The organism is Sphingobacterium mizutaii (assembly GCF_900187125.1).
In the GTDB taxonomy this organism is placed as follows: domain Bacteria; phylum Bacteroidota; class Bacteroidia; order Sphingobacteriales; family Sphingobacteriaceae; genus Sphingobacterium; species Sphingobacterium mizutaii.
In genome coordinates, this window is record NZ_LT906468.1 from 673,361 (window position 1) to 697,866 (window position 24,506).

At 40.5% G+C, this 24,506-nt stretch carries 20 protein-coding genes; 10 read left to right on the top strand and 10 right to left on the bottom strand.

Annotated elements, in window-relative coordinates:
* Positions 1–24: 24 nt before the first annotated feature.
* Complete coding sequence (gene hemC / locus CKW03_RS02955; protein WP_093101570.1) at positions 25–1,611, bottom strand: hydroxymethylbilane synthase; 1,587 nt, start codon at positions 1,609–1,611, stop codon at positions 25–27.
* 105 nt (positions 1,612–1,716) lie between these two features.
* Entirely contained in the window at positions 1,717–2,958 is a 1,242-nt protein-coding gene (hemA, locus tag CKW03_RS02960; protein ID WP_093101537.1) for a glutamyl-tRNA reductase, read from the bottom strand.
* 333 nt (positions 2,959–3,291) lie between these two features.
* Here hemA and CKW03_RS02965 point away from each other — a divergent pair, with 333 nt between their 5' ends.
* Complete coding sequence (locus CKW03_RS02965) at positions 3,292–3,705, top strand: hypothetical protein (protein ID WP_093101536.1); 414 nt, start codon at positions 3,292–3,294, stop codon at positions 3,703–3,705.
* A 651-nt stretch (positions 3,706–4,356) separates the two neighbouring features.
* Here CKW03_RS02965 and CKW03_RS02970 read toward each other — a convergent pair.
* The 6 genes from CKW03_RS02970 to CKW03_RS20255 form a co-directional block, all read right to left on the bottom strand.
* Positions 4,357–4,995, bottom strand: a complete 639-nt coding sequence (locus CKW03_RS02970) for a DUF8465 domain-containing protein (RefSeq protein ID WP_093101534.1) — start codon at positions 4,993–4,995, stop codon at positions 4,357–4,359.
* The gene (locus tag CKW03_RS02975; RefSeq protein WP_093101533.1) at positions 4,992–6,071 is read right to left on the bottom strand and encodes an aminotransferase class V-fold PLP-dependent enzyme; all 1,080 of its coding nucleotides are present in this window, start codon (positions 6,069–6,071) and stop codon (positions 4,992–4,994) included. The genes CKW03_RS02970 and CKW03_RS02975 overlap by 4 nt, the downstream gene beginning before the upstream one ends.
* Positions 6,049–6,717, bottom strand: a complete 669-nt coding sequence (gene aat, locus CKW03_RS02980) for a leucyl/phenylalanyl-tRNA--protein transferase (RefSeq protein WP_093101531.1) — start codon at positions 6,715–6,717, stop codon at positions 6,049–6,051. Before aat ends, CKW03_RS02975 begins: the two co-directional genes overlap by 23 nt.
* A 15-nt stretch (positions 6,718–6,732) precedes the next feature.
* Positions 6,733–7,104 (bottom strand): 30S ribosome-binding factor RbfA, encoded by a 372-nt coding sequence (gene rbfA, locus CKW03_RS02985; RefSeq protein WP_093101568.1) that lies wholly within the window; start codon positions 7,102–7,104, stop codon positions 6,733–6,735.
* Between the two features lie 169 nt (positions 7,105–7,273).
* Positions 7,274–7,435 carry a hypothetical protein gene (locus tag CKW03_RS20250; protein WP_157739380.1) on the bottom strand — a complete coding sequence of 54 codons (162 nt, stop codon included), beginning with the start codon at positions 7,433–7,435 and terminating at the stop codon, positions 7,274–7,276.
* Between the two features lie 799 nt (positions 7,436–8,234).
* Entirely contained in the window at positions 8,235–8,417 is a 183-nt protein-coding gene (locus CKW03_RS20255) for a hypothetical protein (RefSeq protein WP_139185525.1), read from the bottom strand.
* Positions 8,418–9,302: 885 nt separating this feature from the next.
* Here CKW03_RS20255 and argH point away from each other — a divergent pair.
* Positions 9,303–10,637: an argininosuccinate lyase gene (gene argH, locus CKW03_RS02990; protein ID WP_093100863.1), complete on the top strand. Its 1,335-nt coding sequence runs from the start codon at positions 9,303–9,305 to the stop codon at positions 10,635–10,637.
* 95 nt (positions 10,638–10,732) lie between these two features.
* On the opposite strand, the gene CKW03_RS20260 is transcribed toward argH, so the two are convergent.
* Entirely contained in the window at positions 10,733–10,876 is a 144-nt protein-coding gene (locus CKW03_RS20260; protein WP_157739383.1) for a hypothetical protein, read from the bottom strand.
* 149 nt (positions 10,877–11,025) lie between these two features.
* On the opposite strand from CKW03_RS20260, the gene CKW03_RS02995 reads away from it, so the two are divergent.
* Genes CKW03_RS02995 through CKW03_RS03005 form a run of 3 tightly spaced genes read left to right on the top strand, consistent with a single transcriptional unit; the run spans position 11,026 to position 17,058 of the window.
* Positions 11,026–14,277, top strand: a complete 3,252-nt coding sequence (locus CKW03_RS02995; RefSeq protein WP_093100861.1) for a SusC/RagA family TonB-linked outer membrane protein — start codon at positions 11,026–11,028, stop codon at positions 14,275–14,277.
* Positions 14,278–14,287: 10 nt separating this feature from the next.
* Complete coding sequence (locus CKW03_RS03000) at positions 14,288–15,808, top strand: RagB/SusD family nutrient uptake outer membrane protein (RefSeq protein WP_093100859.1); 1,521 nt, start codon at positions 14,288–14,290, stop codon at positions 15,806–15,808.
* Between the two features lie 5 nt (positions 15,809–15,813).
* Entirely contained in the window at positions 15,814–17,058 is a 1,245-nt protein-coding gene (locus tag CKW03_RS03005) for a YdcF family protein (RefSeq protein ID WP_093100857.1), read from the top strand.
* A 316-nt stretch (positions 17,059–17,374) separates the two neighbouring features.
* Here the strand turns inward: CKW03_RS03005 and CKW03_RS03010 are convergent, their stop codons facing one another.
* Positions 17,375–18,436: an aldose epimerase family protein gene (locus CKW03_RS03010; RefSeq protein ID WP_093100855.1), complete on the bottom strand. Its 1,062-nt coding sequence runs from the start codon at positions 18,434–18,436 to the stop codon at positions 17,375–17,377.
* 191 nt (positions 18,437–18,627) lie between these two features.
* Here CKW03_RS03010 and CKW03_RS03015 point away from each other — a divergent pair, with 191 nt between their 5' ends.
* The 5 genes from CKW03_RS03015 to CKW03_RS03035 all read left to right on the top strand — a co-directional run bounded on the left by CKW03_RS03015 (position 18,628) and on the right by CKW03_RS03035 (position 24,480).
* Entirely contained in the window at positions 18,628–19,098 is a 471-nt protein-coding gene (locus CKW03_RS03015; RefSeq protein WP_093100853.1) for a hypothetical protein, read from the top strand.
* Between the two features lie 118 nt (positions 19,099–19,216).
* Positions 19,217–20,563: a deoxyguanosinetriphosphate triphosphohydrolase gene (locus tag CKW03_RS03020; RefSeq protein ID WP_093100851.1), complete on the top strand. Its 1,347-nt coding sequence runs from the start codon at positions 19,217–19,219 to the stop codon at positions 20,561–20,563.
* 68 nt (positions 20,564–20,631) lie between these two features.
* A complete protein-coding gene (locus tag CKW03_RS03025; protein ID WP_093100849.1) occupies positions 20,632–22,743 on the top strand; it encodes a type IA DNA topoisomerase in 2,112 nt (703 codons plus the stop codon).
* An 18-nt stretch (positions 22,744–22,761) separates the two neighbouring features.
* Positions 22,762–23,412: an alpha/beta fold hydrolase gene (locus CKW03_RS03030; protein WP_093100847.1), complete on the top strand. Its 651-nt coding sequence runs from the start codon at positions 22,762–22,764 to the stop codon at positions 23,410–23,412.
* An 87-nt stretch (positions 23,413–23,499) separates the two neighbouring features.
* Complete coding sequence (locus CKW03_RS03035) at positions 23,500–24,480, top strand: hypothetical protein (RefSeq protein ID WP_093100845.1); 981 nt, start codon at positions 23,500–23,502, stop codon at positions 24,478–24,480.
* The last annotated feature ends 26 nt before the right edge of the window (positions 24,481–24,506 follow it).

Consider the following 24,506-nt stretch of genomic DNA (forward strand, 5'->3'; position numbering starts at 1 on the left):
AATTCCCCCTTCGCTATATTTTTTCTAATAATCTAATCCGAATACAGCTTCCGCCAATCCGATTTCGTCTGGCGTGTATGGTAGGGTATATTTCAAACCTAATGCCTCAATAGCCTTAGCTGTAGAATAACCGATACAGATAATCTTCTGGTCAGGGTCTGCTAAGTTCTCGCGGAAATAAGCTTCCACATTGCTCGGGCTGGTGAAGATCAATACCTGCGCATTGCTCTTGTCCACTTCCTCCTCGATTACCGTTTCATAGATCGGCATATCGATGATCTTAGTGTTTTCGGTCAACGCTTTTTGGATGGTTTGCAAAGAACCTTCTGCACGTGGGATCAATACCGTTTGACCATCCACCAATTTAGCAAACTCTTGTGCGATGCCTTCCGTATCAATTCCAAGGTTATCACCTGAAAAATCTGCAATACGGTTGAATTTACGCAAAGTATCTTCAGATCCTCTTCCTAGAACACCAATCTTTGTTTTTTTCAAGATCCATGGGTCTAATTTGAAGAAATGCTCAATGGCATTTTTTGAATTGAAGAAAATCCAATCCGCTCTCTTAAGGATAAAGGAGTCCAATTTATTGATAGTCGGGAAAATGCGGATCAATGATCTTGCATCAACCGAGATATCATGTTTCTTTAAGAAGCGAGCTAAATACGAGTTTTCAGCAAGGTCTCTGGTAATAAACACCGAAGAAGGTAGTTTTCTATCCTTTTGATATTTGGAGAAAATCTTCTCTGCCATTCCTTCTGTGCTGTCAGACTCCAAGAATACACGGTCAGGGAAATCCTCGTTGGTATCAGCAATGGAGGTCCATGATTGGAATACACCATCTTTTTTACGGCAATAGCTACCTAAAGGAGCATGACAGCCTGCATCAAACAGGTTCAATACTTTACGCTCTACTGAAATGGCTTCAGCCACTTCTTTATCGTTGATCTGTTGTAAGATATCGAACAATTCTTGGTCACTTTCGCGGATCTGTATCGCCAATACCCCTTGTGCAGGTGCAGGGACAACCTCTACTGGTGCGATCTCTTCCAAGTGGAAATCGGAAAGCTCCATATTTATCCTGGAAATTCCAGCTTTGGCCAATACGATAGCATCATATTTTTCATCACGAAGTTTCTGAACACGGGTCTGAAGATTTCCACGAAGGTCTTCAAACTCTAGGTCAGGACGCAAGGAAAGGAGTTGAGCTTTTCTCCTGTTTGAAGAAGTTCCAACAGTGGCATTGTGCTTCAGTGAAAGACGCTTGGTGATGTCCACGCAATCTTTGTGGACGATCAATAATTCCGAAGGGTCTTCACGCTCTGAAACCGCTGCAATGATCAATCCCGGAGGATTGACCGTCGGTAAATCTTTGTGGGAGTGAACGGCAAGATCAATTTGCCCAGACAATAATTCTTCTTCCAATTCTTTCGTGAAGAATCCTTTTCCTTCAAGTTTGTCTAGTCTTAAATGCTGAACAATATCCCCTTGGGTTTTGATGATTTTTAATTCAGCTTCTATTGATATCTCGGCTAATCGGTCCTTTACAAAGTTTGCTTGCCATAGTGCCAATTCACTTCCTCGGGTACCGATAATTAGTTTTCTGTTCACGTTCAAAGATTTACAAATGAATAATCCGGAGGCAAATTTAAGGAAATAGCCTCTTAATTCTGATGATTTAATGTCAGAATCAGATAATTTTAAGAAAATTTATTATTAATTACTTTCTGATTCGGCAGATTTAACCAAGATTTCTTTCGCCATCACCATCGGAACTTTGATATATTTCTTTTCCATATAGTTGATGACCTTGTTCAACACTTCGCGTGCTTGTGGGTCCAATTGCTCAACTTCATTGGCAAAGACTTCCGAAAGCGCCATTGCTTTGATTTCCTTGATTTTCTCAGGAACTTCTTTCATGGCAACCTCAACACGACGTTGTTTCAAGATCGGTAAGAATTCTTTGATGTTTTGCTCAATGATCTTTTCAGCATTATCCAATTCCGCATAACGCTCTTGAATGTTCTTCTCTGCGATCTGCTGCAAACTGCTGACTTCGATGTAGTGGATTTGGTGTTTTGCAATCACCGCTGCATCAATATCGTTTGGAATAGCTAAGTCAACAATTACCTTTTTATCCTCTTCACCATTCAATAGAGATTCGTATAGATCTTCATGGATAATGGCTTCAGGCGCACCGGTACAGGTAATCATCATATCAAATCCCTTTTTGTAATTTTTCAATTCGCTCAGAGGATAAACAGGTGCCTGTAACTCTTCCGCTAATGCCTGCGCATTGGCAACTGTTCTGTTGAAGATAGTGAAATTGCTGTACTTATGTTTTTTAAGGTATTTTGCTAAATTTTGGTTGGTCTCCCCAGATCCAATCACCAAGATCCTAGGGTTATCCTTTAATTTTACTTCACGAAGCTTACGGTAAGCTAGAGATACTACCGAAATAGGGTTGCGTGAAATATTGGTGTAGGTGTATACTTCTTTTGCCGTTTTAACAAGACGGTCCATCATCAGCCTCAAGAAATCCCCAGTAAATCCTGCCGCTTTACAACGGTCGTATGCACGACGGATCTGTGCTAAGATTTCTTTCTCCCCAACGACCAAGCTCTCCATCGAACATGAAGTGCGGAATAGATGGTTCAAGGCATCAAGACCTGAATATCTGTTTACCTGTCCCAAATAACATTGCATACGCTCCGCTGGAACACAGAAATTCATGCTGTCCAAAAACTGCACTACAAAATCATCGTTCAACTCATGCGCACCATAGAACACAAATTCCACCCGGTTACAAGTACCGATGTAGAATATCTCAGGAATATCTAAATTGTTTTTTAGGTTAATAAGGCGACTATCCAATTCTTCATTGCATATCACCAGATTCCCCAAATCTTTTAGATCGACATGTTTATGGGTAAACGCTATAACTTTTAAATTCTTCAAAGCCTAATTATTTCTCCAATAATTTTGTACTGCAAATGTAGATTAAAACCACGTTGCTATTGTCAAGAATGTGTCAATACAGTGAATTTAGAACGATTATAAATAGTGTTAAAAATATGTTAATGAATTGAAGCACAGTGTTATAGGTTTGTTAAAGCGCTAATATTGTGATAACAATCATATCTTGCGTTGATAATAAATGACATAAATTACAGTTTAGACTTAACGATTATCGATAAATTATTGGTTTTTTCCGCCTTTAATCCGTTTAAATCCCAAAATTTACTTTCCTAAATCCCATCAAATGCTCATCTTTGAACTATATTTTGAATCATGAGAAGTTTAAACAAACCTTTGGCATTAATAGGATTTTTTGTGGTGTTTTTTTCTGCAATTTTCTGCCCATTCCTTAAAGTTCCCCTTCAGGCAAATTGGAACCTTTATCAAGTTGATACCGCCTTGTTCATGATCACCAACGGTTTGCTTGGACTCAGTGTCCTGCTTTTCTTTATGCGTAAATTAAGTGCCTTCCGCATCTCCGCATGGGTACTCATCGCATGGATTATCCTGTCCTTTATATTGGTGTTCTTCCAAATCAACAATTACCTCGGTTTCAAACTAATCGATGGCCTGCTATCTAAAACCCTAAATATCAAATGGGGTTGGGGAGTATTGTTTTTAGGTGCATTGTTGATCCTATTTTCCGTAGGAAAGAATAAACATAAGACAGTGGAAGAAAGACAATAGGCATAAGAATTTTCTTGCGCCTACCTGAATGCTGTTTATTTGGTAGGATTTATTATAGATTTTGAAAGGGTAATAGATACTGGGTCGGTTAAGGGATAGAACCCCTAGCGGGGGTGAAATATTTGTAGATAATCGAATCTTCAAACGGATAACCCACAGAGAGGGTGAAATATTTTTCTGAAAGACCTTTAAAAAAATAGTTCGTTCGCTGTGCTCACGATGACAAAATCCTCTTAAAAAAATAGAAATAGATTCTTCGCTTTGCTCTGAATCCCTCTTAGTACATTCCAATTCTGAACGAATAGTGAAGAATCTGTACGGTTCTCTTACTCTAGAAGTTGTCATCCTTTACCGAAGGTAAAGGAACTGTACGTTGATATAATCCTTATCTTTTTACAATTATGCCTGCATTTTCCGAGATTCTCCCTTCGTCAGAATGACAGCAGAAATAGGGGCAAAATAATGCTTTACTGGCTAGTAGGTGGCAGGCCCCCGCGATACACTCTACCAAATATGCCGAATATATCCAGGAATTTTGATCTTGGTCTATCCTCCCATCCCTTCCATCCTGGTTCAAAACGCAATTCATCCCTTCAACGACCTAGGGTTAAGAATTAATCCTTTAATGCTCTGGGGTCTCCAGTCTTATCTCTACCCCGGTCTATGCGAGATAAAATGTTGCTTCAATTTATCTAGACCAATGTTTTCTTCCACTTTGTCCAATTCATAAACCCAGGCTTTCTCTGGTAAGACCTCCAGGTTTTCTTTGGAATTGATCAGGTCTAGAGGCTTCACCTTAATGGTTTTCTCGATTGGTGGGAAGGCATTGTGTTGCCTTCTTGAGGTCCGCAAGATCTGGAACTCCAAATTCGGCCATTTGTTGATGGCAGAAAAATTACCGGTATAGATCTGATTGTATTCCCGAGCAGGGACGATATTGGCAAAGATCCCTGTGCGTTTGTTTCCGGATGAGTCAGATACCGTAACCAACAATTCAAAGGAAGTTTCATTAACGATAAAGAACTTCACCAATCCTTCTTTCTGTTCACCGGTCAGGGCCAAGAAAATGCCCTTTTCTAGAAACTTGCCTGTTTGCACCACATTCGTTGGTTCCTCGTCCTCTTCCATGCGCATGTTGCCATGCACCAGTGTGATCTTGTCTTCCATCACTGGAATCTCGAATCCTGTGTCATCGGTAACCCCAACTAGGCCATTACTCAAAAATGCAGTGATGTGTCCCTCAATTGGTTCATCTACAAACCTTACTAAATCTCCTATTTTAAATTTCATCGTAAACTCTCAATAATATTAACAAAATTATGAATATCCCTTAAATCATTGTAAAGATGTATTCCTATCCTAATCCCTGTTCCACGGGGAAAACATTTCACGCCCATGTTCATCAGGTTCGGATAAAGTTCCTGTGGGATCTGGACATTGATCAACGAAGAACGCACTTTACGCTCTGCGATGTATGGCAGGATCAGATCCCTTTCCAATAGCAGTCGATACGCTTCATCCGTTAATTCTTTGATATGCTGCTGGATATTTTCCAGCCCTTGTGCTTTCAAGAACTTTAGACTGCTTTGCAAGGTCCCATGGCTTAAGGTATCCTGATGGCCCGGCTCAAAAAAGGTGTCCAAGATGCTCTTTTGCTTCCACATGGCTACTTTCGGTAATGGAACCTCAGCTTTCAAGTCTTCCAGCATCAGTTTGAAGCTGTCACTGATCAGCAAAAAACCATTTCCAAATCCAGATAATAGCCATTTATAACCTGAAGCCCCTAAGGCATCAATACCTGACTCTGGAAAATTAAAGGGGCATGTCCCTAAAAATTGGGTGCCATCAGCAATGATCCAAAGGTTTGGATGGGCAGCTTTTATGCGCTTAATAAAATCCAAGTCGATCATCAGACCTGATATATATTGCACTATGCTCAAGATCAGAACATCAGGCTTGTTTTTTTCTATTGCTTTCTGCAGGTCTTCTTCAACTTGTGCCGATACAGCAACTGAAGTATAATTTAGCTTTCTGTTGACTATGGGATATTGAAGGGATGGATATTCATCCTCCAGTACCAAATAGGTCAGGTCCTTTGGTAGCAAGTCTACCAAGCTGGAGAAACCAAATGAGAAATTCGGTGTCAAGAAAGTGTTTTCGGTTTTCGTCGCGAAAAAATCAGCGACGGTTTCCCGCACTCCATTGATAAATTCCGGTTGTTCATCCCTTAGATTGGAGTTGATATCAAAGAATTCCTGTTCCCAGGTCTTTCTCCAATCCAAGGTAACCTTAGGCAACAAACCATTGCCAGGAGTGTTTAAGTAAACAACATCATTTGGAAGGTTAAAGTGTTCCTTCAAAGTCATAAGGCAAAATTTCTTGTTCGTTTAGAATGGATAAATATTCTTGCTGACTGATCATTTCTGCCCCCATTTTACGCAAATGATCTGAGGGGATCTGACAATCGATTAATTCAAGTCCAAAATTTTTGGCTAAGTGGTATAGCGCAACCTTTGAAGCGTTGGAGACCATGGAGAACATACTCTCGCCACAGAAAACATTGCCTATCTTTATACCATAAAGTCCACCCACTAAATCATCCTCTTGCCAAACTTCTATGCTATGCGCATATCCTTCCTCATGCAACTGTAGATAGGCTTCCTGCATATCTGAAATGATCCAGGTTCCATCTTGGTCCTTTCTAGGGATATTGGCACAGCCCTCAATGACAGCTTTAAAATCCCTGTCAAAGCTGACCTGAAATTTGTTTGACTTTAAGACCTGTTTCAAGCTTTTGGAAACCTTCAGTTCCGAAGGCCGTAAAACAAATCTTTCTAATGGCGCATACCATAAGATGGGGCTGTCCTCATTGTACCATGGGAAGATGCCGTTTTCATAGGCCAGCATCAACCTATCTGTACGCAGGTCGCCGCCAATTGCCAAAAGGCCGTCTTCGTCGGCTAGTGAAGGGTGGGGGAAAACCAATCTGTTTTCATCCAATACGTATGGCATGCTATGCTGTTTGGCCTATTCAGGCTGTCTTGGTTCCTTGCTGATCTCATCAAAGATCTTGTCCATATGTTCAACGTATTCGTTGGTGTCATCTAAGAAGAATTCCAACTGTGGAACGATGCGGGCTTGATTCTTAATACGTGCCCCTAGTTTATAGCGGATTTCGTTGGTTTTAGATTTGATGCTGTCCATGTCTGCTTTGGCAGTTTTGGTGTTCAAGAAGCTCAAATAAACCCTAGCAATGGCTAAGTCAGGAGTGACGCGTACCCTGGTAACGGTAATAAAAGCACCGGGAGCCCAAGAGTTGCCCTCACGTTGAAACATTTCTGCAAGGTCTTGTTGTATTACTCCAGCAAATCGTTGTTGTCTTTTACTTTCTGTTCCCATCTTGTGATTTGATTGTGGAAAGCTGCATTGCATTTCCTATTACAAATATAGGGCTTTTCTATGAACTAATATATTGCAGGGTGGAAGCTTTGCTTGGTTGATAAGCAAATTCTCTTCGTTACTTTTGGAGCCCAAAAGTAACCAAAACCGACGAAGGAGCTCAGGGATATCAATTCCCTTCGTTACTTTTGAAGCCCAAAAGTAACCAAAAGGCTTCGGCCCATTTAAGGTGGCTTTTCGCACAATCATCCGCACATGGATAGAATGCCTTGTTGTCGGGAATATCTTTCAATAGATCATCCCTTTTAATGGGATGATCTATTGAAAGCATTCCAAGGCCAATCCCATCGCACGGGTCATCGGCATTCTATCCATTTTTCCGCCAAGGAAATGAGCCGGAGGCTAAAGACTTCCTGCGGAAGGATTGATGTTTGTAAAATTGGGAACCCCTGGAAGGGGTGAAATATTTGTAGATCCAAGGGATTCCCCATGGAGAACCCACAGCGTGGGTGAAATCTTTGTAGAAAATGAATTGCTATAACGTATAACCCCTAGCGGGATTGAAATATTTTTCTACGAATCCCCATTACGAGCATAAAACAATAAAAAATGGTTCTCTCATCTTACGATTCGAGATGACAACAATCCCTTAAAAAAATAAAAAAATAGATTCTTCGCTGCGCTCTGAATCCCTCTCTGGAAACTTTCAATTCTGAACGATGAGTGAAGAATCTGTACGTTTCTCCCACACTGATCCTGTCATGCTGCACCGAAGGTGCAGTACCTGTACGCCAATGCAATCATTATTTGTATTGTCCTGAGGCTTTTCGTTCTACCAATGGCAAGTTTGTTAAATCTATGTTTCTAGGTATTTAGCCCAATATTTATTTTCCAGAAAAATCTCTTTTTTCGACATACTGCCCTGGAAGGGCAGAATTATTTTAGCAATGGTATCGAACAATATAGGGCTAATGCAAAAACGATGTTCGATTAATCGAACATCGTTTTTGCGCGACTTTCAGGCTAACGTGCCATGTCTGCTAAAATAATGGAACCCCAAAAGGGGTTGTATCTCTAAAATTTAAAAAAAAATTTGCCTTCCACTTTCCTGTTATCACCTTTCAATAAATTTAGCTCAAATTTTTACTTCTCAGGGTGGCACTGAAGAAAAGTGCCTGTTCTTCCTTTTTCTTGCGCCAATTCCCTCCCAAACACATTTTTAATTCTGAACGATTCGTGAAGAATCTGTGCGTTTCTCCCACACTGATCCTGTCATGCTGCACCGAAGGTGCAGGACCTGTACGCCAATGCAATCCTTGTTTTTACTTCTTAATAAACCAATCCAATGTTTAAATCTCCCTACCACACCTTAGAATCCCCTAAAATCCAGCTTGCCTTGGCCTAATAAAAAAACAGAAGACACATTATGGATACAATATTGACCTTATTCGAGACTCATTCCGAATTTTCGCAATTCGAGCCGATTATTTTTTGCTGATTCCCCGAATATGTCTCGAATGAGAGTAAGACTTGTCCCGAATATTGACATTGAAAATTATCATCGCTAATGCGAAAAAAAAGCACAAAAAAAAGACTTGTCGTGGGCATGGTGACAAGTCTTTAATCAAAATTAGTTTATAATTGGATAGAATAATTCTTTTCGTAGTTTTAAGACTTTCCGGTCTATCATGTTTAGTAATTTGTAGTTGGCTATTAACCGTGAGTGGAAGCTCACTTATTAATATCATTCATTCCCCTTTACATCACAAACATAGAGCTTTAATTACGATGACACAAGATGTTTTTTAAAAAAAAGTAAGTGATTACTTAATTGTAAAAAGGGATTTTTTGTCCTATTTCTTCATGATTTATTCATCGTTTCTTAATAAAAAAGCGCTGAAAATTTTCCGGTTGAAAATCTGTAAATGCTTGTTTAACACTATGCTAAAACGGAAAAGCTTTAACAATAATTAACATTTTGCTTTTGCGGGAAATTCTAGCGGAGTTCTCCAAAAATTAACCAAAAAAGAACAGAAAATTCACAAGGTTTTTTTAAAAAATTATTGAAAGTCGGAAAAATAAAATTGCTGAAATGAATAAGTAATTGTAATTATTGTTGGAAATACTAAAAATGCAAAGGGCTTGTTGCCTTGCATTTTCCTTAGATATTGGTACTTTTGTTCGACAAGATTTTGAACATGAAGATTTGGCAAAAAAATATTGATGTAGATTCCTTTGTGGAAACCTTTACCGTAGGACAAGACCGTGAAATGGACATGAACTTGGCAGCCGCCGATGTACTTGGTTCGTTGGCTCATACCAAAATGCTCAACAGCATAGGCTTAATGACCGAACAAGATTTAGTCGAGGTGCAAAAAGAGTTCAAGAATATCTACAAAGAAATATTGGCCGGAAATTTCATGATCGAGGATAGCGTTGAAGATGTGCATTCCCAAGTGGAGATGATGCTGACCGAACGCATTGGTGAAGCCGGTAAAAAGATCCATTCAGGCCGTTCCAGGAATGATCAGGTTCTAGTTGACCTTAAATTGTATTTCAGGTCCGAAATCGAAAGCATCTTTAAGAATACCGAAGAACTGTTCAATCAATTGATCAGCCTGAGCAATCAGTACAAAGCTGTTCTGATGCCCGGTTATACGCACCTTCAGATCGCTATGCCATCATCTTTTGGTTTATGGTTCGGTGCTTATGCGGAGAGTCTGGTGGATGATCTGCAACTGTTGAAAGCGGCATGGAATGTCTGCAACAAGAATCCTCTGGGTTCAGCAGCAGGCTATGGATCATCTTTTCCATTGAACAGAACGATGACCACCAATTTATTGGGATTTGAAGACCTTAACTATAATGTGGTTTATGCACAGATGGGTAGGGGAAAAACCGAAAGGATCCTTGCGCAAGCCATGAGTTCGATTGCCGCAACATTGGCAAAATTTGCCATGGATGTTACCCTTTTCATCAACCAGAATTTTGGGTTTATCTCCTTTCCGGCACACCTGACAACAGGTTCTTCCATTATGCCACATAAAAAGAACCCCGATGTGTTTGAATTGATCCGTTCGCGTTGCAATAAGATACAGGCTCTGCCTAATGAAATTGCGATGATGACCACCAATCTTCCGGTTGGCTACCATCGTGACCTGCAGTTATTGAAAGAAAATCTATTCCCAGCATTCCAATCCCTGAATGATTGCTTGGCAATAGCAAAATATATGTTGGAGAATATTACCATCAAAAATAATATCCTGGATGATCCGAAATACGATTATTTATTCTCGGTGGAGGTGGTAAATAATGAAGTGTTGAACGGAGTGCCATTCCGCGAAGCTTACCGCAAAATCGGTCTGGATATCGAAGAAGGTAAATTCCAACCAGCTAAAGAAGTAAACCATACCCACGAAGGCAGTATCGGCAACCTTTGCAATGACCAGATCGAAAGGATGTTTAAAGAAGTGAAAGCAGATTTCGGTTTTGAAAAAGTAGAAGCTGCTTTGGAAAGCCTTTTAGCAGAGTAGGTATTAGATTTAGACATAAGACACAAGACATAAGACATTAGACCTGGAAAGGTTTAATGTCTTTTTTTTGTAAGCTGAGCGGCATCTCGGCTTCGCTAGATAACCGTCGATTCCACTCCTGGTTCAATATCCAGTCGGCTTATGCAATACTCACCAACCAATCTTGCTACCATTCCGGTATAATCTTGTTCCATCCTCCTATCCCATGAATCCTGGTTCTTTCCCAGATCTTGGTCCATCCTCTTATCCCTTTAATCCTGGTTCAAATCCCCCCAATTCCCCCATTAGTTTCCTAGCAAACTTGTTCTTTTATTAATCATGGCTTAAAGTTCGATTAACATAAGAGGTTTAACATTGCGCAACAATATTTACAATTATTAATATTCTTATGCAACCAAAATTTACAAAGCTTTTTTGGCTTTTGTGCGCCGTTGCTATTACTCCAACTTTTGCAGAGGCAGGCCTAAAACCGATCTCCAACCAAACCGAGGTAGTAAAGCAAAACCAGATCAGTGGTCGTGTGGTAGACCAGGATGGCAACCCCGTAGCTGGGGCATCAATTTCTAATCTTACCAATCAAAAGGTGGTTCAATCTGATGAGTACGGTAATTTTTCAATTGAGGGAAAAGAGGGGGACCAAATTAGAGTAACCTATGTTGGTTTTGAAAGCTTGGTTCAAACGATCAGCAAAACCTCAGGCAACTTATTTGAGATGAAAAGTGCAGAGAATGCACTGGAAGAGATTACGATTTCCATTGGTTACCAAAAGATCCGTAAGTCTGATTTGACCGGGGCGATTGCCAGTGTGAAAGCTGATGAGTTAAACTTGACTTCGCCTAAATTATCGCAAGCTTTGGTGGGAAAGGTTGCAGGGGTTCAAGTTTCCCAGACTTCTGGTGCGCCTTATGATGGTACTAAAATCCGTGTTCGTGGTGTAGGTTCCGTAAATGCGGGTTCCGATCCTTTATATGTCATTGATGGATACCCTGCTGGGAACAACCTAAACATAAATCCTAATGATATTGAATCCATTGATGTCTTGAAAGATGCGGCATCTGCTGCCATCTATGGATCTAGAGCGGCAGGCGGGGTTGTATTGATCACAACCAAAAGAGGAAAGCAAGGAAAGAATAATATAGATTATGAAGTTCTTGCTGGATTCGGTCAATTGTCGAAGAAAGTAGACTTGTTGAATTCAGAAGAGTTTATCGACTTATTGATTGATGGTAGAAACAATACCTACAAAGATCTAGTATTGGGAAGGGGACAAACTTGGACCGATAATATGAGGTTTGACAGTAATGAACTTCGGGTATCCAAAGTCGGAAATGCAGGCGCCATCACTATTCCTGAAGAGTACTATGATTTTGCTACTGGGACGCCCAAAAAAGCAAAGTATGATACAGATTGGCAAGATGAGTTGTATAGAAATGCGCCTTTTCAACGACATAATGTTTCAGTATCTGGAGGAAATGAAAACAACAGATATTTTGTAAGTGGATCATATCAGAACCAAGATGGAATCATGTTGGCTACTGGCCAAAAAGTATTCAATTTTAGAACCAATGTGGATTCTAAAGTGACCAATTGGTTGAATATCGGTGCGAACGTATCCTTCACGTATAATGATAATAATGAAGTAACCACGGGTCGTTATGACCGTAGTCCATCGATGGCGGCGCTGATCTATCTGCCTACCTTGCCAGCATACAACGAGGATGGATCCTATGCCAAATACCTGATGGCTGAATTGGGCGCCAATAATTATGGGATCCAAAACCCTGAAAACCCAATGGCTTATGTGTCTGAAGTAAAGAATAACCGTAAAGGAAAAAGAGGGCTTTATAATGCATTTGCAGACTTTAAGCTTATGGAAGGTTTGAATTTCAAATTGAATGGTGGTTTGTCTACCTACGATGAGAAATATGACTATTACCGTCCGACCAGCATTTCAAGTGGAAACTATGCGCCATACAGTGATCAAGCTAAGACAGCTGCTTATGCCGATGCATTGACCAAAAGTTCAATAGATAAATTATTAGAGGCTACTTTAAACTATAATAAAACTTTTGGAGAGAAACACCATATCATGGGTTTACTAGGCTATTCAGCACAGCAAACAGATTTAGATTATGTAGGGGTGAGAGCAAGGGGTTTTCAAAATGATGCCATAGACGAGATTACCAATAAAGGTGCTGATCCTTCTAATTTTCAATTATTGGCAGATAATACCTTTAAGCGTAGGACGACCATGATGTCTTATTTTGGTCGGGTAAACTATTCCTACAAATCAAAATATTTCTTGTCGGCAACCTATCGTAGAGATGCTTCGTCGAGGTTTGGTCCGAACAGTAAATGGGCGGATTTCCCTTCTTTTTCTGCAGGATGGACCATTTCAAATGAAGAGTTCTATGATAATTGGTTAGGTGCAGGGTCTACCTTGAAAATGCGTGCAAGTTGGGGCCAGAGCGGGAACAACAATATTGGAGATTATAGAGCCATTACTGTTTACAGCAATCCAGGTGGCGTAATTATTGGAAATAAAGTGGCTACCGCATATTGGCCAGATGCCATGCGCGACCCGAACCTAAGTTGGGAAACCACTTCGCAGTCCAATGTGGGTCTTGATATAGGATTGTTAAGGGGAACGCTGAATGTGATGACCAACTTCTATTTAAGTCAATCGTCGAACTTATTATTTAACCAACCAACCACAGCGGTATCCGGTACAACAACAATTTTGACCAACCTACCGAACAGTAAGGTGGAAAACAAAGGCTTTGATGTGCAGCTAGATGCGGCAATCATTAGAAAAGAAAACTTTGATTTTGGCTTTAGCGGAAATATCAATGTCAACAGAAATAAGGTACTGGATCTAGGTGGCGCTTCAACCATTATGACCAATGGTGCTGAACGTTCGTATTTGACGCACATCACACAAGAGGGTAGTCCAATCGGGATGTTCTACGGATTTAAAGTAGCGGGAATTGCTACTGAGGAGAATTACAAAACTGTTGCCCCTTCATCCGCTTCAACCACTCCGTTACAACCGGGTGATCTATATTTTGAGGATGTGGACGGAAATGGCGTAGTAAACGATGAGGATAAACGAATAATAGGAAATCCACATCCTGATTTCACTTATGGATTTGCATTGGATGCGCGCTATAAGAATTTTGATATCAGGACCTCTTTTAATGGTTCGCAAGGGAACAAGGTGCTTGATGGATATGATTATTATCTATACAACATGGAAGGATCAGGAAACCAATATGCCGATGTGGCACAACGCTATCGCTCAGCTCAAAACCCTGGAAATGGAAAGGTTTACCGTGCTGCTCGTGGTGGTACCCAAAGTAACAGTACCCGCCTATCTACATTTTATCTGCAAGACGGATCCTATTTGAGGATGACCAATATTATCCTTGGCTATACCTTACCATCAGCAGTTGCTCAAAAATGGACCTTAGCTGGAGTTAGGGTGTATGCAAGTGTGGATAACCCATTTACCCTAACAAAATATAAGGGATATAATCCTGAGCCGGATTATGATCAACGTGGAAATTTGACACCTGGGGTTGATTATGGTTTGTACCCATTGGTGCGCACTTATAACCTTGGATTGAAAGTAACCTTTTAAAAAGAATTTTATGAAAAAGAGATATTTATTGCCCCTAGCGTTGTTGTTGTTTAGTTCTTGTTCGAAAGACTTTTTGAATCAAGATGACCCCAATGCCGTTACTATTCAAAATTATTATAAAACTGAAAATGATGTTTTACTAGCTGTCAATGGGCTTTATCAAGGTCTTCGATTGGGATCGACGATCGGAGAAGGCAGTACAATGTATAATGAAGAACGATCTGATAATTCAGGAAGGAATGATAACCAATCTTCTGCTGGTGAACCTTTTCAATTCAATGATTTTTCGATTCTCCCTAGTAATACCTATCTGAAAACGCATTGGTCAGCAATGTATGACGCGATTTCGAGATGTAATGTGCTGTTGACGCATGTTGATAAGGTGGAGTTTTCTGACGCGAATCTGAAAGAAAGATACAAAGCCGAGGCGAAGTTTGTCCGTGCACTTTTGTATTTCCACATGGTTAGGAAGTTTGGCGATATTCCTTTGTCGACGGTGGAGATCACGACGAAAGAACAAGCAGAGGAGTTGGCCTTCAGACAAAAAGAAAAAGTGGTCTATGATCAGATTGTGAAGGACCTCACTGAAGCCTTGGCTACAGATTTACCAGATACACAACATGACTATGCTGTAGGAAGAACTTCTAAGGCGGCGGTGAATGCTATTCTTGGTCAGGTCTATTTAACCATGGGGTCCACCATGGCGGAGAACAAGCAAGCGAATTTCCAAAAGGCTGAGCAATATCTGACTGCTTCTTATGGATTGAGAAAGTTTGGTAAGTTGACTGAAATCCCTTATTCGGATGTCTTTGATGTAAACCAAAAAAGTACCTGTAAGGAATTGATCTTCCAAGTACAATACTTGGCAGGTGATCAGACTTATAGTTCCAGTATTGCCAGGAATTATCAGGCTCGTGGTGAGACCATCAACTCTCAATTTAAATCCACTGGTTCAGGAGAGGTCGTAAAATTGGATTTAGTGAAAGACTATGAGGATAAGGATGTGCGTAAGGATTTCTCTGTGAAGTTTGCAAAAAGCCCACAGGTGAAGGATTACTTCGTGACCAAATTTAGGGATGTTAGCACAGCAGCAGGTACGACTGGATGGGGAGGAAATGACTGGATCTTGATTCGATATGCAGATGTTATGTTGTTATTGGCTGAAACCAAAATGAACTTAGGTAAGAATGCGGAGGCTATAACCTTGTTGAATGAAGTGCGTTCTAGAGCTGGTTTGCCATCGTATCAGGATGCCATGAAACACGCTGATTATGCATCAAAATATCCAAGCTTAAAAGAGGCGATCTTGCATGAAAGAAGGGCTGAACTTGCTTTTGAGAACCATCGTTGGTTTGATTTAGTAAGAAACTATAATGCTCAGGAATTGGTGAACTATTTCAAAAAGAAAAGTCAGGATGATTATGGCAATGCCAAGTTGTCAAACATCAGTACGAAGGATCGTTACTATCCAATTCCATTTGATGAATACAAATTAAACCCAGAGAAAATGTATCAAAACCCAGGATATTAATAGGGATGAAAAACATTGTTAACAGAATAATAATCATGCTGTTAGGGGTCTATTTCGTGCAGACCTCTAATGCGCAAGATATTCGAACGGAAGCCACCCCACAAGACTGGGTGATTTCTAAGAATTACTATGCTAGCTATTTGTTGTTAAAGGATCCTGAACTGAGCAAAAAGCTGTTCACAGATGCCCAAATAAAGGAGCTGCTGAGCAAGCGCGAGCAAAGGTTTAACCAATCAAAATCATGTGCGGATTTAAACTGCATGTTGATGGCCTTTAAATGGTCGGATGGAGAGATAGAAGGCATGAAGTCGGCATTTGAGAAATTAATGGTTTCTATGCCAGCGCTAAGGCAGTTGGTTCAGGATAAATTGGTTCCTTCCAATACCTATGGTCTAGGAGGGAAAGAAGATCCAAAGGCTTATTTGGTGAAGGCCATTGCCCAAGACATGAAATTCCAGAATTATGTAATCGATGTTTATGCAGGTGGTCAAAAACCGAATTATCCCAAGATTGATTCCATTTCTTTTGATGTCACAAACAAGGTTTTTTTGACTTTGTTGAAAGATGTTCGCCAAGATGTGTTGAAGGATTGTAAGGAGCCCTATCAATTTGCTTTTATGAGCATGTTTACAGCGGTTAGGCTGTTGGAGATCAATGAGCGGATGGATGCAGCACAATTAGAACCTTTGATGGATGGAGAAAACAAGAAGGCTTTTGAGGCAATTAAATCGGTAGATTTTGAACAATATCCCTATAGTCTTTTATTGGTTTTAGGAGCGGGACCCAATGTATACGATCAACCTATCAGTCCAGGCGGGATGTTAAGAGCTAGAATGGCTGCAAGAGCATATTTTGATAAGCAAGCGCCATTTATTGTTCTGTCAGGCGGTAGGGTTCATCCGTACAAGACCCCATATATTGAGGCCATCGAAATGAAAAAGTATTTGGTGGAAAACCTATTTGTCCCTGAAGAAGCGATAATTATAGATCCCCATGCAAGGCATACCACGACAAACCTGAGAAATACAGCTAGGATCATGTTAAAGTATGGCTTTCCAGAGGGAAAATATGCCATGGTGACCAGTAGCGAGGCCCATATAGACTTTGTAGAGAAGATGGCTGACCGATGTATCAAGGAATTAGGCTATGTGCCTTATGAATTAGGAAAACGTATCAATGATGTCGTATTGGAATTTAAACCAAAGCTGGAGTCCATGACCATTGATGCCGATGAGCCATTGGATCCGTAAGGGAGACATAAGACAATAGACAAAAGACATTAGACCTATCAGCGTCTAATGTCTTTTTTATTAATATTAATAAGCTGAGTTGAAATCCGGATCTTGGTCCTTTAATCTTGTGCCGAGTCTCGATGGTTATCGAGTGAAGCAAATCCTGGTTTAATATCCAGCGGGTGTTTGCAATACGTCTACCAACCTTGCTATCATTCCGGTGTGATCTTGGTCCATCCTCCAATCCCTTGAATCCTGGTTCAAATCTTACCTTGAATCCAAGACGCCAAAGATCTCTTGCCTAATGTCTATTATCTAATGTCCTAAAAAAGTCTCAAGACTTTTTTATACAAAACTTATATCTTGTTTCGCTTTCAAACACCTCTCCTGGATTCAGTCTAACTGATGGGAATTTTTCCTGGTTAGGGCTATCGGGATAGTGCTGGCTTTCGAAGCAAAGTCCGCCATAGCGCAAGTATTTCTTGCCGGATTTCCCTTGATCTTCGTCTAGGAAGTTTCCGCTGTAGAGGTGGAGGCTAGGTTCGGTAGTAAAGACTTGGAGTTCGATGCCAGATTCTTTGGAAAAGGTTTTGGCAATTGGCTCACTGATGGGTTGTTTATTGATGAAGCTATGGTCATAGCCATTAGCTATTTGGATCTGTTCCTCGGGGCTATTGATATCTGTTGCCAAGAGTTTGGGTTGGCGGAAGTCGAAAGCGGTACCTTCGACAGGATAGATATCGCCCGTTGGGATTTGATTTTCATTGAGTGGGAGAAATTCATCCGAAAGAATGGTAACCTCGTGGTTCAAGGTATCTCCATTTCCCTCTCCATTTAAATTGAAATAAGCATGGTTGGTCAGATTGAGGACAGTTGGCGCATTTGTAGTGGCTCTGTACTTGATAATGATTTCATTCTCATTGCTCAATTCATAGGAAATGGTTGTTTTTAATTCACCCGGAAATCCTTCCTCTCCATCTGGAGAAACATAATAGAAATCGACTTGTTTATTGAAGCTGACCTGTCTGTCCCATACACGGTTGTGAAAACCATCGACTCCGCCATGCAGGCAATTACTGCCATTGTTCTGCGCTAAGGTATATTCCTTTCCATCAATGGCGAATTTACCATTGGCAATACGGTTACAGAATCTTCCGACTGTTGCTCCATGATAATATTGTTTTGCTTGAAGGTATTCTTGTATGCCATTAAACCCTAAAACCACATCGATGAGGTCGCCGTTTTTGTCGGGAACCAATGCGCTTACCAGTCTAGCACCATAATCGGTCAATGCGATTTGCATTCCTGCTCGGTTGGTAAGGGTGATGAGATGGGTGTTTTTGCCATTCAATTTACCTTCAAAGTCTTTAGGAAGAGGGAGTTTATAAGTCGTCATTATGTTTTAATTGCTTCTGTTAAAGATAATAATAAAGGGGTTCGTTCCAAAGAACTATGGAAAAGGAAAGGCAAATACTTATGCCGTAATGCCCTTTTGATTGTCAAACATTCAAAATTTATACAATTTTATGATCATAATCGTATTTTAAAAATCGCGGAGATTTTATTATTTTGTTGGAAATCAACGTTATGTTTAAGGTTTCGATATTATTTTTGGCGGTAGGGATTTTGGTCCTTGCTTTTGCAGTGTTTGTTCCTGCAAAGGATTCCTCCGTTACCATCAATATTTACGACACCTATTTTATTCTCTCTTCTATCTCCCTTTTTAAGTTTTTAGGTTTACTGGGGCTAATTTTTGCGGGGTTATATTATTTTACAGAACAGATGCTCTATTCCAAAAGCTGGAGCATCATGCATTTGATCAGTTTTTTATGTCTCATCATCAATGTGTGGACTTGGGGTTTTGTTGAAAGGGTTTATTTTGGCAATATTGAATCCCAAGTTTCAGGGAAAGCTTCAAATCTAGCTGAGGTAGAACGGTTTTATAAAATCCAACAGTTTTATGTAGGATCTTTTATTATGCTGTTGGTCATGCAGTTTGTCTATGTGTTGAATCTGTTGTTTGGGATGATGACAGGAAATAGGACTGCAGAAGATTAGATAAGACCAAGCTGGGACAAAGAAATTATTCGCTACAATATTCGGGACTATTCCTTCTACTTTGGGTCCTTGAAATTTTTAAAATGGTATATTTGCCATTCAAAATCTGAGATTTTACATGAATTGGAAACAACTGATATCAGCAAAGCGCTGGGGCTATGAAAGTCGTGCGAACAATGATCAATTTGATGCTCGTTCTGAATTTCAGCGGGACTATGACCGTTTGATCTTTTCATCACCATTTCGTAGACTTCAGAACAAGACGCAGGTCTTTCCTTTGCCGGGGGCTGTTTTTGTTCATAATCGATTGACCCATAGTTTGGAGGTCGCATCAGTAGGTAGGTCTTTAGGACGCTTGTTTTACAATATGTTGAAGCAGGAGAATCCTAATATTGATGAGGAGGCACCTTATCTTCAGGAGGTTGGGAATATTGTGTCGGCAGCCTGCCTATCGCATGATTTGGGAAACCCCGCATTTGGACATTCTGGAGAAGCTGCTATTTCCACCTTCTTTACCGAAGGTAGAGGGCAGAAGTATAAGGAAATGGTCAGCAAAGAACAGTGGGAAGATTTGATCCACTTTGAGGGAAATGCCAATGCCCTGAGGATATTGACCCATGCCTTCAATGGAAAGGATCCCAAGGGATTTGCATTGACCTATACGAGTTTGGCTTCCATCGTTAAATATCCCTGTTTAGCGATCGATGGTCACGTTAAGGGATCTCATCATAGGAAGAAGTATGGTTTTTTTGACTCCGAGGAAGCGAGTTTTGAAAAGATCGCGATGGAATTGGGCTTGGAAAGGGACCCTTCTAATCCTAAGGGATATTTGCGACATCCATTGGTTTATCTTGTTGAGGCTGCCGATGATATCTGCTATAATATTATTGATCTTGAAGATGCCCACCATTTGAAGATTCTTTCCTATAAAGAAGTGGAGGAATTGCTGTTGCCACTTTGTGCCGGTGAGGATTTACGAGAAAGACTGGATTCATTGGGGGATACGGCGAGTAGGGTTTCCTTATTGAGGGCGAAAGCGATCAATACGTTGATTTGGGCTTGTGCAAAGGTTTTTGTGGATAACCAAGATAAATTCTTGAATGGTACATTTGAGAAACCTTTGATGGATGCTTTAGATCCTGATATCGTGCAGCATATGAAAGTCATCTCGAAGATTTCGGTTGCTCGAATATATAATGCACCAACGGTGGTACAGATTGAAATTGCAGGTTTTAAGGTGATGAATGCTTTATTGGAAGAATTTGTGCCCGCTTACTTGAAGTCCAACAAATCCATGTTTGACAAAAAACTGGTAGCGATGATTCCTGAGCAGTTCCATACCGATAGGGATGATACCTATTCCAAGATCCGTGCGGTCCTTGATTTTGTTTCGGGGATGACGGATGTATATGCGGTAGAACTTTACCGTAAGATCCAAGGGATATCGATAGCTTCCTTGGAATAATAATTTCATTTTTCATTAGATTTAAGAGGTGATATGGCTTTTGAAAGAAGGCCAATATAAAGTATTGAATGAAAGTAGTAATAGCTGAAAAACCTTCTGTAGCGAGAGATTTGGCCAGAGTGATGGGCGCAAAAGAGGTTAAGGATGGATATATTTCGGGGAATGGCTATGCCTTTACTTATGCATTTGGCCATTTGGTGCAATTGTGTACTCCGCAGGCCTATGGCTTCCACAATTGGTCCATTTCTAATTTGCCGATCATTCCAGAGCAGTTTGCTTTGGAGGTGAAGAAAATCAAGAGGGATGGCAAGCAGATGGATGATACGGGTGCATTGAAGCAACTGAATACCATCAAGGCTCTTTTGGCACAGGCAGAAGAAATAATCGTAGCAACGGATGCTGGACGTGAGGGTGAATTGATTTTCAGGAATATCTATTATTACTTAAAATCCAATGTGCCTTTTAAAAGGCTATGGATTTCCTCGCAGACAGATAAAGCTATTAAAGAAGGTTTTGCCAATTTGAAGGAGGGTGTAGAATACGACAGTTTATATATGTCGGCAAGGTCAAGGTCTGAATCGGACTGGTTGATCGGGATCAATGCCACCCAAGCATTGACTTTAGCAGCAGGAAATAGAGGTTTGCTGTCCTTAGGAAGGGTGCAGACGCCGACGCTGGCGATGATCTGCTCGCGTTATTTGGAGAACAAAGACTTTAAACCGCAGGCTTTCTATAAAATCCAGGCTGGTTTTGAAAAAGAGGGCATACAGTTTAAGGCTACTTCGAATAAGATCGATAAAAAAGAAGTGGCTGAGGAAACTGTTGCAAAGCTACAGGTTGGGATGCAGGCCACGGTCAAGAATGTAGAGGCCAAGGAAACGAAGGAACAACCGCCGCTATTATTTGATTTGACTTCACTTCAGCAGGATGCCAATAAGAAGTACGGCTATTCGGCTGACCAAACATTGAGTATTGCACAGACCTTGTACGAAAAGAAAGTAATTACTTATCCCCGTACGGGTTCTAGATATATCGGTGAAGATGTCTTTGAGAAAATTGAAGAACTCTTCCAACATTTGGCTGATACGGCTCAAGAACAGATTGCAGTCATCAGTAAAAACCTAATTGGTGCCAAACTGAACAAACGCTCTGTTGATGATAAAAAGGTTACGGATCACCACGCTTTATTGGTGACTGATGAGAAACCGGGGCCAATGCCTATGGATCAGCAGAATATCTACAACATGATCGCCAAACGTATGGTGGAGAGTTTTTCGGAGGTCTGTCTGAAAGATATCACCACTGTAACGATTGATGCCGCAGGGGTGGAGTTGATTGCGAAAGGAACAGTCATCAGGCAATATGGATGGCGATTATCTGCAGATCAGGTTGAATTGCCCGATGAGGATAAAAATACGGATGACCAAGACAATGAAAACGCACAGTTACCAAAATTGAGCGTGGAGGAATTGCTTGAAGTATTGACCTTGGAATTGGCCGAGCGATTTACCAAAGCAAGACCTATACATACGGAAGCTTCCTTGTTGAAGGCGATGGAGACTTCTGGGAAGGAGATCGAGGATGATGAGATGCGCCAGGCTATGAAGGATTGTGGTTTGGGGACACCAGCAACTCGTGCGGCAACCATAGAGACTTTATTCCAACGAGATTACATCAAAAGGGATAAGAAAAAGTTGATCCCTACAGAGAAGGGTTTGTCGGTATATTTTCTGATCAAGGATCGTTCTATTGCTAAAGTGACGCTGACGGGTAAGTGGGAACAGAAGCTAGAGGAAATGCGAGCGAATAAAGTAAGCTATGATGTGTTTATGAAACATATCAAAGATTATACGGAGAAGATTACCAAAGAGCTTTTGCAATTGCGCATAGCTATAGCCCACGAGGAATTAAAACCTTTGCAAAAAGGGAAAATCAAATGCCCTAAATGTAAACCAGGACAGATCCAACTGTATGATAAGGTGGCTCAATGTGACCATTATGCCAGAGGATGTGATTTTAAGATTTGGCGAACCTTGAATGGTGTTTTCCTGGATGAAAAGGAGATGAAGAATCTGCTGGAGAAGGGGAAAACCTCTGTTTTGAAAGGGGTTAAAGGTCAAGATGGTCAGGTTGTTTCTGCGCCATTGCTTTTCGAAAACTTTAAAGTAAATATTGGTTGATTTCCTTAACTTAGATAGATGGACACTATCTATGTTTTCTCTGGTTTAGGAGCTGATCGTCGAGTCTTTGAAAATCTTGATTTTTCAGGGATGCAGGTTGTATATGTAGATTGGTTAAAGCCAAGACCGGCAGAAGCATTAGAAAGTTATGTGTTTAGGCTAGCAGAGCATTATCAAATCCCCAAGCAAGGAGCCAATGTACTGGGATTGTCCTTTGGTGGAATGTGTATTGCCGAGCTCTCCAAGTATTATGATTTTAAGAAAACCATTTTAATCTCTTCCGCCAAGACAAAGGATGAGCTGCCCAAGGTCTTGGGGGTTTCCAAATTTCTTTCTTTGCATAAATTATTTGCTGGTAACCAACCACGCTTTGCGAATTCTAAGGTGCTTTATTGGCTTTTTGGCCTCAAATCAGATGAAGAGCAATTTCTTTTTGATACCATGTTAGCAGATTCAGATCCGGACTTTCAAAAATGGGCAATCGACAAGATCGTTAATTGGGAGAATAGCCATGTTCCGGTAAATTGTCTTCATATTCACGGTGATAAGGATCGACTGATTCCAATACAGAATGTAGATTATACCATCCGAATCAAAGGAGGCGGGCATTTTATGGTTTGGAATAAAGCCGCAGAACTGAATTATCCCATTCGTAATTTTCTGTTGTAAAGTACGGTGGCTTTCTCTAAGTCATGTTGCGGTCAATTGTAGCGGCATGGTTTTCCATCTATGAGTTTTCTATTACCTTTGCAGCTTATGGCAAATAAACTCTATAATCCCTTCTTGGATTTTAAATTTGATAACAAAACTTGCTTCTTGTCAGGAAAAGCATTGGAATCGGAAGATGAAAAGATTCAGGTATTCCCTGTTTGGATGATGCGGATCTTTGATTTGGAAGATAAGCCATTTAAGTTGTTGGATGAGAGTTTAGTGACTTATAAACAACTGCAATTGCCATGTTCAGCGGAAGTAGCGGCAGTTTTTGCTGAGGTTGAGAGAAAGGTTGAAGATGCGGTAAACATTGGTTACACAGCTTTGAAGGAGCTGGATCAATTGACCCTTTTTCAATGGGTAGGGAAGATTCTGTACGGTGTGGTGTTCAATGAAATCCAAGTCGGAATTAGACAGGCTTTCCTTTCTGGAGAGCAATTGAATTTTTCACAAGCATTGGTGCATAAGTTCAAGAACCTACATTTTATGTTGCAATCTCTGATCACTCCGATGGAGTTTGAGCATAAAAATCCATTCACCATTTTAGTGTTGCCAGTTGATAGTAGTCCAGAAACTTTTATGTATAGAGATGAGATCAATACTTTAATCTTTTCTATCCGAATGAAAGATTTTGCCATTATAGCAACCATGCAGGATAATGGAGTTCACGAAATCTATCATGATGAGGTTTTGGCAAAAGTTAAAGGAAAGGTCCTTCACCCTATCCAATTTGAAGAAATCTGTGCCCGTTATTTTTATTCTGCTTATCTGTTTAACAGGTTGCCGGAATATACCTATATGGAAGTTCCTGATAAGGTTTTTGTGGAACCAATGCCTTTGAATGATTGGACCCTGAAGCCAATATTTGATCAATGGACAGCAAAGACTTATGGACAGGTATTGGAAAGTTTTTGGAAACCTTGGGGGTATACCTTGTTTGAAATCATCAAAAACCCAGAGAAACCAATGAGTTTCATTACAGATGATCAAGGCGAGTTTCTTGCTAACATTGACTTAGCTAAGTAATTTTAGAAAGACCTTATTTTTTCGTA